The following is a 12941-nucleotide window of genomic DNA, read 5'->3' as shown; positions in this document are numbered from 1 at the left end:
CCATCAATGGCCAGGACTGAGCAGGTCGAAAAGGCGGGATCTTATGAAGCGAGAACCGTTGGCGATTCGCGGGTGATAACGGTCCCCGACTGGATCAATCTGAATTCTTCGCCGTCCAGTTTCTCTACACGATCGCCAATGGCCAGCTTGTAAGTAGTGGTGGGCGCCGAGCCAGCCGGGTCGCCTTGCACCGGGTTGGATTCCTGGAACTCATGCACCGAATACACGCGTCCTTCCGCGTCTCTGGCATGGAACTGTCCGACAAGTACTGCAGCCATCTGTTTAGAACCTCTGGAGATAAACACTCGATTTGCGGTTCTGTAGACCGTCATGGAGCGGGGTAGTTTACCTATGGAAAAAAAATACTATTCGTTGATGTTTTCAGGCGCTTCCTACGCGAGCTACGGCGAGTCAAACGTCTTGGGGATTATCAAAACCTTCTGGTGAACCCGTCGCGAAGACTCTATAACTACAAGCTCCTTTAGTCAGACGTCGGGAAAACCTCAATGAGCAAGGTCTACACGATTGCCGTCCTGGTCGGCAGCTTGAGAAAAGAGTCGATCAACCGCAAGGTCGCCCTGGCGTTGGCCGAACTGGCCCCTGCCAATCTCAAATTGAACATTGTTGAAATTGGCGATTTGCCGCTCTACAACGAGGACATCGACGGGGCATCACCGCCCGCAGCCTACAGTACTTTCCGTCAGCAGGTACGTTCATCCGACGCGGTGCTGTTCGTGACCCCGGAATACAACCGTTCCGTGCCTGCGCCGTTGAAGAATGCCATCGACGTTGGTTCGCGACCGTACGGGCAAAGCGTCTACAGCGGCAAGCCTGGGGCGATCATCAGTGTGTCGCCGGGGGCGATTGGAGGCTTTGGTGCCAACCATCATCTGCGCCAGTCCCTGGTGTTCCTCGATGTGCCGTGCATGCAGCAGCCGGAAGCGTACCTGGGTGGGGCGGGCAGTGTGTTTGATGAGGCGGGTAAGGTGTCGGAGAAGACCAAGCCGTTCTTGCAGGCGTTTATTGATGCTTATGGGAAATGGGTTGAGAAGCAGTCGGGCTGATCGGGTTGGTTGAGTACATATCCGTTGCTGCGGTAACGGCGGCTTAGGGTTCCGCCCTTACGGCGGGTCACTTTTTTACAAAGCGCCTAAAAAAGTAACCAAAAAACGCTTTGCCCCACCACTTGGTGCCTCGCCTGGGCTCGGCATGCCCTCACTCCGGCTTGAATCCGTGGGCCGCCGCAATGGGCCATCCTTGGCCCAGTGCGGCTAACCCGGCGTCCTGCCGGGTTACCCACGGATTCAAGCCTGCATTTGGCCATCGTGGTTAACGGGGCCTGTCAGATCAAGATCAACAGCAGATCAACAGCAGAGCACTCAACCCGTAAAAAAAGATGTGTGGATACCTATGGCTATCGCGGGCAAGCCTACTCCCACAGGGAGTACTGCGTGATCACGGGTTTTGCAAAAACACCACATACCCGCGAAACCACTCACTGCCCTTCAAATACCCCGGCTCTTCCCACACGCCACCCTGAATCAACCCGACCTTGAACGGCAGCCCCAGCCGGTTCATCCGGGGCAAATACGCCGCGTAATCCGGGATGCTGTGGCGCCCTTGATAGGTCTGCACCACCACCTCATCCACCACGCCCTTGAGCTGGGCGATGGCGGTCGGGTCGGCGTTGCTGCCCCAGTCCATCAGGCCGGTGATGCTGAGAAGCAGGTCGGCGGGCAGGCGCTGGCGCAGGTCGCGCAGGAAGCGTGTGTATTCGTTCAGGTATTGGGTACGGGCGTCGAAATCAATCTGGATGCCGACCACCGGGTTGCCCGCCTCGCGCCAGCGTTGCACCTGGCCGAGCAGCTGGGTGTAGACCTGTTCCGGCCAGTGCAGGGTGTGGGCGCGGTACACCACCCAGACGTCGCCTTGGGTGATGCGCGGGACGCTGATGCCTTGGGCGATAAACTGCACGCCAAGCTGGGGCGCGCGGCGGGTGGAGTTGATTTGGCCCTGGAGGATGTACAGGGTTTTTGCCTGTTTGAGTACCGGCTGCGGCGTGACGCCGCTCCACAGCCAGAAGGCGTCATAGTCGCGGGCGTCAACAGCGCCAAAGGCCGGGCTTGCCAGCAACAGCAAGCCTAGCCACAGGTGTTTCACCAGTAATACTTCAGGGACTCGGCCCACTCAGTGTCGGCAAACCCGGTTTTCAGCTGGCGGAACCAATCTTTGCGCACGGACTTGTCGACATCTACACCGCCGCAGTTGTTATAGCCGGCCCGCGCATAGCAGTTGATCGCACGGAACAGCGCGTAGGCCTTGTCGTTATGCGGCGCCTTGGGGTTGGCGATGACCTGCCGGTAGCCGTCGAGTCGCGAGAAGGTTTCGCCTTTGAACAGCGAGGCCGTGCTGCCCAGGCTGCCGGCGGCGCGCGCCTGGTCCAGCGGCATGCCGTCCAGATTGTTGCGCAGGATGAACTCACCCAGGCAATTCAGGCCCTTGGGGTTTTTCGGATCGGCCTGCAGGGCGCTCGCGATTTGCGCAATGCTCGGGCAGGTGTAGCCGGATTCCGCTTTATCGCCGCTCCACTGGAACAACCGCAGCGATCGACCGTCGGTGTAGACATAACCCAGGCTGGTGCCGAGCTTGTTCTCTGGCACCGGGGTCGGCAGTTGTTTGAGGTCTTCGGCGAACGTGGCGTACTGGCCGCGCATCAGGTCTTTGTACAGCAACACAAACTGCGCGGTTTCACGCTCGGCCGGGTCACTGGCCTGGGTGATCTGCTGGCGCAGCAAATCCTGGCCTGCGATGTTGCGCAGCAAGATGTAGCGCACCTGTTTGAAGCTGATTGGCGAGTCGGTCGCGAACACGTTGGCCAGTTGCCCGCTGCGCTCGTAATTCATCGCCAGGGCCAGTTCCAACTGATCGCGCTGCAAGGGCTGCTTGGCCAGAGGCAACAGTTTCAGCCACAGGGCTTCGGCGCCTTTCCAGTCATTCTTGGCTTCCAGGGCCAGGCCGCGCAGGGTCTGCTGGCTGAAAGCCAAGTAGCCGAGGTTGGCGGGTACGTCCTGAGGCAGCAGTTTCAAGGTGTTGTCGGGTTGATGCTCGACGTACAGCGCAAACGCCGCTTGCACGTAGTCGTATAGCGCTGGCTCCTCGGCGAAGATCGGCTTCTGTGCGGCCAATGCTTCGCGGGTCAGTTTGGGCGGGTTACCGGCACGCATCCACATCAAGTCGTTGAGGGCCAGCATCAGCGGGTTGGCCGCAGGTTTGTTGATGGCGCTCAGCAGCTTGTTGTCGGTTTCCTGCACCAGGTCGTCCAACGACACGTTGCGCTGCTCGGTGCTCAATTGCGCGGCCAGGTCATTCGCCAGCTTGTCGGTATCGCCCGCCAGCCAATGCACTCGGCGCAACAGGCCTTGGGCGGAAGCAGCGTATTCGCCCTGTGGATAAGTTTTCAGGTACAGGTTGAAGCCGGTATCCGCATCGGCCAACACGGACTTATCCACATGCTCCAATTGCGGCATGCCGTATTCGTCGAAGGCGTTTTCCTGGGCCTGGTTCAACTCGGTACGGGCGATCATGTAGAGCGCCGTTTCCTTGACCCAGGGCAGGCTGCCGGTGGCGGCGGCGACAAAGCCGCGTTGCGCGTCGCCAAAACGGCCGCTGTAAAAATCGCCAGCGGCTTGAAGGTACGTGCGCAGCTCGCGGCCTGCGGCTGACTGGATTTGCTCCGGGTCACCCAGGCTTGCACCCTCCCAGGTACAGGCGCCCAGCAGACTCAGACGGCCTGTGACCAACAGCCGGCGTTCCGCTTCAGGCAGATCGGCGTTGACCACTTGGCTGATAAACGCCGTGGCGCTGCTTTCGTCGTTGCTGCGGCAGCGACTGCCTTCGCCGGTCAGGAACGCGTCACCCGCCGCTTTGTCGTTTTCACGCTGAATGCCCAGCGGTGCGAGCAGCTCATCGAGTTTGCTGGGCGTGGGCGCAGCGTCAGGTTTTTCGACGGCGGCGTCGGTCATCGGGGTGAGGCGATACACCGGGAACGGCACCGGGCCGAAGCCTTCCTCAAGGTCGGTTTCGCTCAGTGCATTCGGCGTCAGTGGCGCGACTTGTTTGTCTGCCAGCAACAGGCGCAGGTTGACCCGGCTGTCATTGCCCGGGCTCAGGAAGGGCAGGTTGCTGCACCCTTCAAGGCTGTCGCGCGAGACCCGCCAATCGGGGTAACACGAGTCATCGCCGCTGGCCTGGGCTTGGGATGAAAGGCCGGCGAGCAATGCCAGGGCCAGAGGTGACAGAAAACCGATGCGCATGAGCGAGTCCTTGATCCTGAGTCCTTGGAAGGTCGCAATAATAACGCACACCTGCAAATACGTCGGCAGCGCCCTACAATAAATTCAGATTTGTCGGCTGTGAGGTAGTGGCAATTTGATCTTGCTGCCCTAGACTGCGGGCATCGTCAGGGAGTGGTAAACGTATGGTGCAGTTGCGTAGCTGGGTGTTAGGGATTTCGTGTCTGATTGGCGTAGCGCAACTGGCGATGGCGGACGATCCGCTGTTGGATCACCCACTCGAGGTTACCGCCGGCAACGGCAGTGAAGCACGCGGCGTGTTGCGGGCCCGCGACCAGGCGATGCTGGCCAGCGAGTTGTCCGGGCGTATCGTCGAACTGCCGTTCAGCGAGGGCGAGTCGTTCAAGAAAGGTGACACCCTGGCGCGTTTCGATTGTTCGGCTTACCAGGCCCAACTGAATGCCGCCCAGGCTGCCAGCCGTGGCGCCAGTGAAGAGTTGGCCCACAACAAACAATTGGCGGCGCTCAATTCGGTCGGCCGGTTTGAAGTGGCGCGCGCCGAAGCCAAGCTCACCGAAACCCAGGCCCAGTCCCAGGTCTACCAGGTGCAGGTTAAACGCTGCAGCGTGCTGGCGCCGTTTGACGGCCAAGTGGTGCAACGCAAGGTGCAGCGCTATGAAAGCGTGTCGGCTGGGGCGCCGCTGCTGGAAATCGTCGACAACCACAGCCTTGAAATCCACTTGCTTGTACCGTCGCGCTGGATGGGCAAACTCAAGCCCGGCCAGACCTTCGACTTCACCCCGGACGAAACCGGCCAGGCGTTCAGCGCCACCGTCAAACGCCTTGGCGCCCGAATCGACGAGGGCAGCCAAACCCTGCTGCTGGTCGCCACCTTGCCCAGCGCCACTGGCTTGATGGCTGGTATGAGCGGCACCGCTCACTTTGCGCAACTGCAATGAACGCACCGATGCCGGGGCACATCGAGCGGGTGTTCGCGCAATTTCTGGAGCTGGAACGCCAGACCCGCGCCGCACGCACTACCGAGCAACTGGCCTACAGCTTGGTCAATGACGGACAGCCTCTATTCGGTTATCGCCATGCCGCGCTATTGATCGCCGGCAAGATACAGGCTGTGACGGCGGTGAGCAGCGTCGACCCGAACGCGCCGTTTGTGGCTTTCGTCGAGCAAGCAGTGGCGCAGTTGCACAAGCAGGCGCTGGGCCAGACCGCACGTGTCGTACCCGCCGAACAATTGAGCGGCGCGGTGCAGGCCGACTGGCAAAGTCTGTCCGCCGGGCATGTGTTCTGGCTGCCGTTGATCGATCCCCATGGCCGTGTGTTCGGCGGCTTGTGGTTGGCGCGAGATACGCCGTGGAACCCGGCCGAGCAGGTGTTGCTGGCGCAATTGGGCGATACCTACAGCCACGCCTGGCACGCGCTGCAACCGCGTCAGCCGTGGCGGTTGCGCCTCACGCGCAAACGCCAGGTGCTGGTGGTGGTCGCCTTGCTGTTGATGCTGCTGATTCCCGTGCGCCAATCGGTGCTGGCGCCTGCCGAAGTGGTGCCGTTGGCCGGGCAAGTGGTGGCGGCGCCACTGGATGGGGTGATCGCCGAGTTTCTGGTCAAACCCAACCAGGCGGTGAAAACTGGCGACCTGCTGCTGCGTTTCGAAAGCACCACGCTCACCGCCCAGGCGGATGTGGCGGCGCGCGCCCTGGGCGTGGCGAAGGCTGAGCTCAAGGCCAATTCCCAGCGAGCGTTTGCCGATGCCGAATCAAGCTCGCGCATCGACCTGCTGGCGGCCCGGGTCGAGCAAAAACGCGCCGAACGCGACTACGCCCGCGAACTGCTCAAACGCAGCGAGGTGCGCGCCGAGCGCGACGGCATCGCAGTGTTTGCCGACGCCGAACGCTGGACCGGCAAACCCGTGCAAACCGGCGAACGCCTGTTGCAGATCGCCGACCCGGCTCAAGCCGAGCTGCGTATCGAGCTGGCCGTGGGTGACGCGATTGCTCTGGCGCCCAACGCCCCAGTGGCGCTGTTCCTCGACAGCGACCCGTTGCAACGCCATCTGGCGACCCTGCAACGAGCGGCGTATGAAGCGCAGCCCACGCCAGGCGGCCAGCTTGCTTATCGACTCGATGCGCAGTTTGATCAAGCGCCGCCGCGCATCGGCCTGCGCGGCACGGCAAAAATCTATGGTGATCGTGCGCCGCTGGCCCTGTATTTGTTACGCAGGCCGCTGGCGGGCCTGCGCCAGAGCGTTGGCCTCTGATGAGCCTGCCCAAACTGCGTGAAGACCTGCAACTGTCCAGTGCCGGCGCGGCCCTGGACGGCTCGCCGCGCTGGACCCTGGCCGACCCGGTACGCGGGCGCTATTTCAAACTCGGCGCGACCGCCATTCGCCTGCTGCGCCACTGGTCCCTGGGCGATCCGGAAAAAGTCCTGCAGGCGGCCAACCGTGAGCCGGGTTTGCCGTTGGGCGGCAGCGAAGTGGAGGAGCTGCTGAGTTTTCTGCGCGCCCATGACTTGATCGCCGCCCTCGACCCGCAGCAGCGCGCCAGTTACCTCTACAAAGCCGCCGCGCAAAAGCACAGCCTGTGGCAGGTGTTGCTGCATCAGTATCTGTTTTTCCGTATTCCGCTGTGGCGTCCGGACGCGTTTCTCAACCGTGCGTGGCCTTGGCTGGCGCGTTTCGGGCCGGGGCTGTTGCGTTACGGCCTGCCGATCATCCTGGTGCTGGGCGTGTTTTTGGTAGCGCGCGACTGGCAGCGTTTTCTGGCGACCTTCCCGCACCTGTTCAGCCTCGGCGGCGCCCTGGCGTTTGGCGTGGCGCTGTTCTTTGCCAAGCTGTGCCATGAGTTCGGCCATGCCTTTATGGCCAAGCGCGCTGGCTGCCGGGTGCAGAGCATGGGTGTGGCGTTCATGGTGTTGCTGCCGATGTTCTACACCGACGTGAGTGATGCCTGGCGGGTCAATGATCGCCGCGCACGTTTAATGATCGGCGCCGGTGGGGTGATGGCCGAGTTGCTGCTGGCGTGCATTGCCTTGCTGGCCTGGTCGCTGCTGCCCGATGGCCCGGTGCGCACGGCGGCGTTCATGCTGGCCAGTGCCACGTGGCTGACCACGCTGGCAATCAACCTCAACCCCTTTATGCGCTTTGATGGTTACTTTTTGATCAGTGATTTGTGGGGTGTCGATAACTTGCAAGGCCGTGCCTTTGCGCTGTGCCGCTGGCGCCTGCGTGAGCTGTTGTTCGGCTATGGCGAACCGGCGCCGGAGCCGTGGTCACCGAAGATGCAACGGCGACTGCTGGGCTGGGGCTACCTGGCGTGGTTGTGGCGGGCGGCGCTGTTTTTGGGGATCGCCCTGGCGGTGTATCACCTGTTCTTCAAGCTGCTCGGGATCTTCCTGATGCTGGTTGAGCTGGTGTGGTTCATCTTCCTGCCGATTTTCAAGGAGTGGCGCGAGTGGTGGAGCCGCCGCACCCAGGCCCATGCTCCCCGCGTGCTGCTCAGCGGCCTGGCCCTGCTGCTGATCGTGCTGGCGCTGTTGCTGCCGTGGCGCAGCGCCGTGGAGTTGCCGGCCATGCTTGAGGCCGGGCGCTCCAGTGCGCTGCATGCGCCGGTGGCGGCGCGGGTCAAGGCCTTGGCTGTGGTGGACGGGCAGGTGGTGACCCAAGGCCAGGTGCTGATTGAGCTGGAATCACCGGACCTGGATGCGCGGCAAAGCATCGTGCGCCGTGAAGTGGACATCCTGCAGCTGCAGATGCGCCGCCAGGCCGGGCGCAGCGAAACAGCGGCGGACGCCGGGATCAATGATCAGCGCCTGTCCCAGGCCTTGGCCGAATACCGAGGTTTGGCCGCGCAGCGCGAGCGCCTGCTGTTACGTGCGCCTCACGCCGGCACGGTACGCGATTTACTGCCGCAATTGAGCGTGGGCCGCTGGCTGTCGCCCAAAGACCCGTTGGCGCAAGTGGTGGAAGAGGGCGCGCGGCTGCGTGGTTACCTGGCAGAAGCCGAACTGTGGCGGGTGGCGCCGGGCGCGACCGGGCGCTTTATCGCCGATGACCCCATGCACGCGGCGATCCCGGTGGAGTTGACCGACATCGACGCTAACGGTGTGGCCTATCTGGATCAAGAGGCACTGACGTCCGACCACCACGGGCCGATTGCCGTGCGCCGCGATGAAAATCAACGCCCGCAGCCGTTACAGGCCCAGTACGGGGCGCGCTTGAAAAGCCAGCAACCGATCGATACGCCCCATCAGCCGTTGCGCGGTGTGGTGGTGTTGCAAGGCCGCAGTGAGTCGTTGCTGGGCGTGGCCTGGCGACGCGCCGCCGCGTTGGGTGTGAGGGAAAGCGGGTTCTGACAGGAGTTGAACGCAATGTTGAACAAGGATGGCGCCTTGGCGCAGGGCTTGGTAGTGCGCCCGTCCCGCAGCAGCGACGGGCCGTTTTTGCAGCGCCTCTACCGCTCGGCGCGTGCGGATTTGCAGTGGATCGACGGCGAGCAGGCGCTGGTGGAGGACGTGATAGCCCAGCAGTTCCACGTGCAGGAAAAGGGCCTGGACGAGCATTTCCCCGGTGCCCTGCATTACGTTATCGAGAAGTTGGACACGCCCATCGGCGCCTTGAGTGCTGATTTCGGCCCCAATGAAATCCGCGTGTTGTACCTGGCATTGATCCCCGCCGCGCGCGGCCAAGGCTTTGGCCGTGCGGTGCTGCAAGGTGTGCAGCGGGCGGCCACCCAGGTGTTTTGCCCGGTGGCCACGGTGGTCTGGGCGAGCAACCCCCATGCGCGCCAGCATTACCTGGCGCTGGGGTTTCGTGTGGAAGAAGAAACGCCCGCCGCGCAGCGGTTGGTGTGGTACCCATCTCAGTTGAACACGATGCAGAAGTAACCGCGTTGCTCATCACGGCCCATGGCGGGCTCGCGGGATACAAACACCTCTTCCAGGCAGGTGTCCACCAGCGGCAAACGGCATAAACCGTCAATGAAATCCGTGGGCCCAAGGCTTTCGAACAACACACTGAATGCCCCGCGTGGGCTGCCCGGCAGGGTGGCTTTAGGGGCTTCGGTCAGGTGCTGGATCTGGATCGGCAGCGCCGAGCCATCGGGCAGGTACAGCATGCTGTTGCAATTGAGCAACGGTCGAAAATGCTCAGAGGTGACCAGGTTCAACATAAAAGGCTCCAGTTCAGAAGCGCCGAGGCCGTGAGCCCCGGCCGGTTTTTTAGCCGCGTGACGGAAAGAGTCCGGTCAGGGCAATGCTGAAGTTGATCACCAGGAACGGATTCATCGTGCCCATGGGCAAGCCTTGGCCCGCTGGTGCAATCGTGCCGGTCAACGTGGTGTTGACGCCTTTGAGCGTCACCGGGTTGGCGCCTTGTTGGTCGGAGTAGATCGAAGCACTGCCGGGGCCGGTGCCGGAAGCACCGATATAGGCGTTGGTGGCGGTCGGCGTTGTCACCGGATTGCTGACGGCGCTGGTCAGTTGCACTGCGGTGCTGGCCGCGAGGGTTGCGGTGCCGTGGGTATGGGTGGGCAGGTTGGCCAGGGTGGCGGTGACGCTTTCGGTGCCTGAAAACTCACCGACAACACGCGGTGACAAGTTTACGCCGTTGCCCTGGCCGATGGGTAAGCGGCCTTGCAGGTTCGGCAACCCGAAATTTTGGGTGCCGTTGCCGCCGTAAGTGGTGCCAATCAGGGCGAACAGCGCCTGGTATTGATTGAGCGAGAGGATCTGACCTTCGCACAAAGCCCAGCCTTGTGGGGCAAAGTTAAACGCAAAGGGTTGAATGGTGCCGAGGAATACTTCCATGCTCTTTCATCCTTGTGGTGGGATTTGCGAGGGTGTGACGCCAATCGATCTGGTGTCATCGCAGAGCGTAGTCGGCGGTTTTGCACGCCGCCTGGCGGTTGCAAAACAGCGAGCGAAAACGGGGCTTTTGTCCTAGAGTGGCGCTTGTTTGCGCGAGTGCAGGTTTCGCCCCGGTTAACGGGCGGTATGAGGGGATTTGAGGTGCGACGGTCTGTGGTAGAGCAAGACGACAAAGTTGGGGCATTTCCCGCAGTCAATCGCCTCTCGGCCGCCTGGGAGGGTGCCGGCTGGCTGAGCCGCTTATGGTGGGTGCCGATCCTGGCGCTGGCCATGGCCGTGCGTTTCTATGGCCTGACCGCCTCGGCGATCTGGGGCGATGAAGGCTCGAGCCTGTTGCTCAGTGAATACGCCATGGATGACCTGTGGTTTCACGCGGCCCATGACGTGCACCCGCCGCTGTACTTTTTCATGCTACGCGGTTGGATCGGCTTGTTTGGCGACGGCATCTGGTCGATTCGCGGTATGAGTGCCATTCCCGGCGTGGTGGCGGTCGGCCTTGGCATCGCGCTAACACGACAGTTGTCTACCCATCGCGCGGCCGTGCTGGCGGGCGTCTTGCTGGCGCTGTTTCCGACGGCAGTGCGTTACAGCCAGGAAGTGCGCATGTACTCGTTGCTGGCCGTGTGGCTGCTGGGCGCCACGCTGGCGCTGGTGTATTGGGTACGTCAGCCTGAGCGCACGCGCTACCTGGTGGCCTATTTGCTGCTGATGGCGGCCGGTTTCTACACCCACTACTTCACCGCTTTGTGCGTGTTGGTGCATTGGGCGTGGCTGGGCGTGTTGTGTACGTCTCAAGCGCGCGGCCAACGCCTGGTACTTCGTCCGTCGTGGTGGTGCGCCAACGCATTGATTGTGGTGTTGTACCTGCCCTGGCTGCCGAACCTGCTGGACCTGATCCGGCACGTCGAGCAGCTCAAGGTCGGCGGTGATATCGGCTGGGAAGATCCGGTTTCACTGATTTCGGTGCCGTCGATGATCTGGCAGTTCGTGCTTCAGGACGAAGGCATCGGTTTCTGGCCGCCGTTGTTCTGGCTGTTCCCACTGTTGTTGATCGCCGTGGTGGGTCTCACCGTGTGGCGTGACCGCGAGCGTTATCGCCCGACTTGCCTGCTGGCCTCGTTCTTTCTGCTGCCGATGCTGCTGGTGTACGGTGTTTCGTTCATCTCACCGGTCTTTATCGAGCGCTACCTCACGGTGTACGCACTCGGTTTGCCGATCCTCGTGGCAGTGGCCATCGACCGCCTGCCGAAGCGCCTGTCGTGGCTGGGGGCGGCGCTGTTCGTGTTGTTCGCAGGCGTGGAATTGTTGGGGCTGAAGAACAACGCCACGGTGGACGTGCATGACCAGTTCAATGTCCCGGTGGAGTTCGTCAACCGTAATTACCAGGAAGACGACCGCATCGTCCTCAGCGACATGATGTGGTACCTCAGCTACGTGTATTACGACCAGACCGACGCCCAATTGCAGCTTTACACACCGCCTAAACCTGATGGCAGCTCGACCAGACCCAACGCGTACGGGTTCGGCACGCTGGTGGACCAGAACGGTGGGCGTATTTACCTTGACCGCCTGTCGGCATTACCCGCCGATACGCGGCGTGCGTGGCTGATCAGCAGCACCGAGCCGCCGGATGATTTCGCACCGATTCCTGAAGGTTGGCGAGAGCTTCTGCGTCAGGATGGCGGCGGGGCGCGCGCGCGGTTGTTCGTACTGTGCCGCGGCCCAGAACCTTTGCAACCAGAGGGTTGCCGCTAATTTCAAATCGGCATTGGGCGAATGCCAAAATAGTGGCAAATGACCACTAGTCGGCACTGCAATCCTCAGCTACGCTTGGCGGATAAATGGATTTTCGTCCTACAAAGTGGTGAACGGATTGCAGTATCACTTTATCTCCGGATTACCGCGTTCCGGTTCCACTTTGCTCTCTGCGATCCTGTTGCAGAACCCGCGTTTTCACGCCGGCATGAGCAGCCCTGTAGGCACCCTGTTCAACGGCGTGCTGGGGCAATGCAGCGCCGGCAGTGAGTTTGGCTCGGTGATTGACGCCGACACCCGTCGCCGTTTGCTGCGAGGCCTGTTCGATTCCTACTACGCCGACAAGACCTCTCTCCCGATAGTCTTCGATACCAATCGCCAATGGTGCGCGCGCATGCCCGCGCTCCATGACCTGTTCCCCCAGGCCAAAGTGATCGCCTGCGTGCGCAATGTGGCCTGGATCATGGACAGCCTTGAGCGGCTGTATCGCGCCAACCCGTTCGAGAACACCAAGCTGTTCAACGATGACGTCGAGCGCAACACGGTCTACAGCCGCGTTGAAACGCTGGGCCAGCGCAATCGCCTTGTGGGCTATGCCTGGTCGGCGCTCAAAGAGGCGTACTACGGGGAAAACGCCGACTCCATGCTGGTCGTCGACTACGACTTGCTGTCCCAGGCGCCTGAGCGGGTGATGCGGCTGGTCTACGAATTTATCGGCGAGCCGTGGTTCGAGCATGATTTCGACAACCTCAGCTATGACGCGCCGGACTTTGATGACGCCTTGGGCGTCAGCGGGTTGCATCGGGTCAAATCCAAGGTCGCGTTGCAGCCTCGGCGCACCATCCTGCCGCCTGACCTCTTCGAGCAGTATGCGCACATGGAATTCTGGCGCGATGGATCGTTGAGCGCGGCCAATGTCATTCGCATCAAAACCGACGCCGCGATCAGTTGAGTGCGGCTTTTTTCGTTACGAGTAACAGTCTTCGACAAGCGGGTGAGCAGCATGTGGTG

At 61.7% G+C, this 12941-nt stretch carries 12 protein-coding genes; 7 read left to right on the top strand and 5 right to left on the bottom strand.

All coding sequences use genetic code 11. From position 1 onward, the window contains the following. Positions 1-41 precede the first annotated feature (41 nt). Complete coding sequence (locus ACLBW8_RS25325) at positions 42-278, bottom strand: hypothetical protein (RefSeq protein WP_447806579.1); 237 nt, start codon at positions 276-278, stop codon at positions 42-44. A 228-nt stretch (positions 279-506) separates the two neighbouring features. On the opposite strand from ACLBW8_RS25325, the gene ACLBW8_RS25320 reads away from it, so the two are divergent. Next, a complete protein-coding gene (locus tag ACLBW8_RS25320; protein ID WP_064451995.1) occupies positions 507-1064 on the top strand; it encodes an NADPH-dependent FMN reductase in 558 nt (185 codons plus the stop codon). 391 nt (positions 1065-1455) lie between these two features. On the opposite strand, the gene ACLBW8_RS25315 is transcribed toward ACLBW8_RS25320, so the two are convergent. Next, on the bottom strand, positions 1456-2160 hold the full coding sequence (locus tag ACLBW8_RS25315) for a DUF3142 domain-containing protein (protein WP_447806578.1): 705 nt from the start codon (positions 2158-2160) through the stop codon (positions 1456-1458). Continuing rightward, positions 2157-4313, bottom strand: a complete 2157-nt coding sequence (locus ACLBW8_RS25310) for an outer membrane assembly lipoprotein YfiO (RefSeq protein ID WP_447806577.1) — start codon at positions 4311-4313, stop codon at positions 2157-2159. The genes ACLBW8_RS25315 and ACLBW8_RS25310 overlap by 4 nt, the downstream gene beginning before the upstream one ends. A 164-nt stretch (positions 4314-4477) precedes the next feature. Here ACLBW8_RS25310 and ACLBW8_RS25305 point away from each other — a divergent pair, with 164 nt between their 5' ends. Genes ACLBW8_RS25305 through ACLBW8_RS25290 form a run of 4 tightly spaced genes read left to right on the top strand, consistent with a single transcriptional unit; the run spans position 4478 to position 9194 of the window. After that, positions 4478-5251, top strand: a complete 774-nt coding sequence (locus ACLBW8_RS25305) for an efflux RND transporter periplasmic adaptor subunit (protein ID WP_447806576.1) — start codon at positions 4478-4480, stop codon at positions 5249-5251. Next, complete coding sequence (locus ACLBW8_RS25300; RefSeq protein ID WP_447806575.1) at positions 5248-6567, top strand: efflux RND transporter periplasmic adaptor subunit; 1320 nt, start codon at positions 5248-5250, stop codon at positions 6565-6567. The genes ACLBW8_RS25305 and ACLBW8_RS25300 overlap by 4 nt, the downstream gene beginning before the upstream one ends. Continuing rightward, positions 6567-8663 carry an HlyD family efflux transporter periplasmic adaptor subunit gene (locus ACLBW8_RS25295; protein ID WP_447806574.1) on the top strand — a complete coding sequence of 699 codons (2097 nt, stop codon included), beginning with the start codon at positions 6567-6569 and terminating at the stop codon, positions 8661-8663. Before ACLBW8_RS25300 ends, ACLBW8_RS25295 begins: the two co-directional genes overlap by 1 nt. A gap of 15 nt (positions 8664-8678) precedes the next feature. Continuing rightward, on the top strand, positions 8679-9194 hold the full coding sequence (locus tag ACLBW8_RS25290) for a GNAT family N-acetyltransferase (RefSeq protein ID WP_447806573.1): 516 nt from the start codon (positions 8679-8681) through the stop codon (positions 9192-9194). On the opposite strand, the gene ACLBW8_RS25285 is transcribed toward ACLBW8_RS25290, so the two are convergent. Together ACLBW8_RS25285 and ACLBW8_RS25280 are read right to left on the bottom strand one after the other, a co-directional pair. Next, positions 9170-9478 carry a hypothetical protein gene (locus tag ACLBW8_RS25285; RefSeq protein WP_064450107.1) on the bottom strand — a complete coding sequence of 103 codons (309 nt, stop codon included), beginning with the start codon at positions 9476-9478 and terminating at the stop codon, positions 9170-9172. The two genes, ACLBW8_RS25290 and ACLBW8_RS25285, sit on opposite strands and share 25 nt — an antisense overlap. Before the next feature lie 49 nt (positions 9479-9527). After that, positions 9528-10115 (bottom strand): phage tail protein, encoded by a 588-nt coding sequence (locus tag ACLBW8_RS25280; RefSeq protein WP_447806572.1) that lies wholly within the window; start codon positions 10113-10115, stop codon positions 9528-9530. Between the two features lie 201 nt (positions 10116-10316). On the opposite strand from ACLBW8_RS25280, the gene ACLBW8_RS25275 reads away from it, so the two are divergent. Together ACLBW8_RS25275 and ACLBW8_RS25270 are read left to right on the top strand one after the other, a co-directional pair. Beyond that, positions 10317-11930, top strand: a complete 1614-nt coding sequence (locus tag ACLBW8_RS25275; RefSeq protein ID WP_447806571.1) for a glycosyltransferase family 39 protein — start codon at positions 10317-10319, stop codon at positions 11928-11930. Between the two features lie 109 nt (positions 11931-12039). Further along, the gene (locus ACLBW8_RS25270) at positions 12040-12882 is read left to right on the top strand and encodes a sulfotransferase family protein (RefSeq protein ID WP_064454833.1); all 843 of its coding nucleotides are present in this window, start codon (positions 12040-12042) and stop codon (positions 12880-12882) included. The last annotated feature ends 59 nt before the right edge of the window (positions 12883-12941 follow it).

This window comes from Pseudomonas sp. M5A4_2d (genome assembly GCF_053345295.1).
This window is presented reverse-complemented; position numbering and strand designations above follow the sequence as displayed.

Excerpts from the sequence above, each read along its gene's own strand:
- ACLBW8_RS25295 (WP_447806574.1), top strand. The coding sequence starts at position 6,567 with ATGAGCCTGCCCAAACTGCGTGAAGACCTGCAACTGTCCAGTGCCGGC.
- ACLBW8_RS25320 (WP_064451995.1), top strand. The coding sequence starts at position 507 with ATGAGCAAGGTCTACACGATTGCCGTCCTGGTCGGCAGCTTGAGAAAA.
- ACLBW8_RS25305 (WP_447806576.1), top strand. The coding sequence starts at position 4,478 with ATGGTGCAGTTGCGTAGCTGGGTGTTAGGGATTTCGTGTCTGATTGGC.
- ACLBW8_RS25300 (WP_447806575.1), top strand. The coding sequence starts at position 5,248 with ATGAACGCACCGATGCCGGGGCACATCGAGCGGGTGTTCGCGCAATTT.
- ACLBW8_RS25325 (WP_447806579.1), bottom strand. The coding sequence starts at position 278 with ATGGCTGCAGTACTTGTCGGACAGTTCCATGCCAGAGACGCGGAAGGA.
- ACLBW8_RS25310 (WP_447806577.1), bottom strand. The coding sequence starts at position 4,313 with ATGCGCATCGGTTTTCTGTCACCTCTGGCCCTGGCATTGCTCGCCGGC.
- ACLBW8_RS25280 (WP_447806572.1), bottom strand. The coding sequence starts at position 10,115 with ATGGAAGTATTCCTCGGCACCATTCAACCCTTTGCGTTTAACTTTGCC.
- ACLBW8_RS25285 (WP_064450107.1), bottom strand. The coding sequence starts at position 9,478 with ATGTTGAACCTGGTCACCTCTGAGCATTTTCGACCGTTGCTCAATTGC.
- ACLBW8_RS25290 (WP_447806573.1), top strand. The coding sequence starts at position 8,679 with ATGTTGAACAAGGATGGCGCCTTGGCGCAGGGCTTGGTAGTGCGCCCG.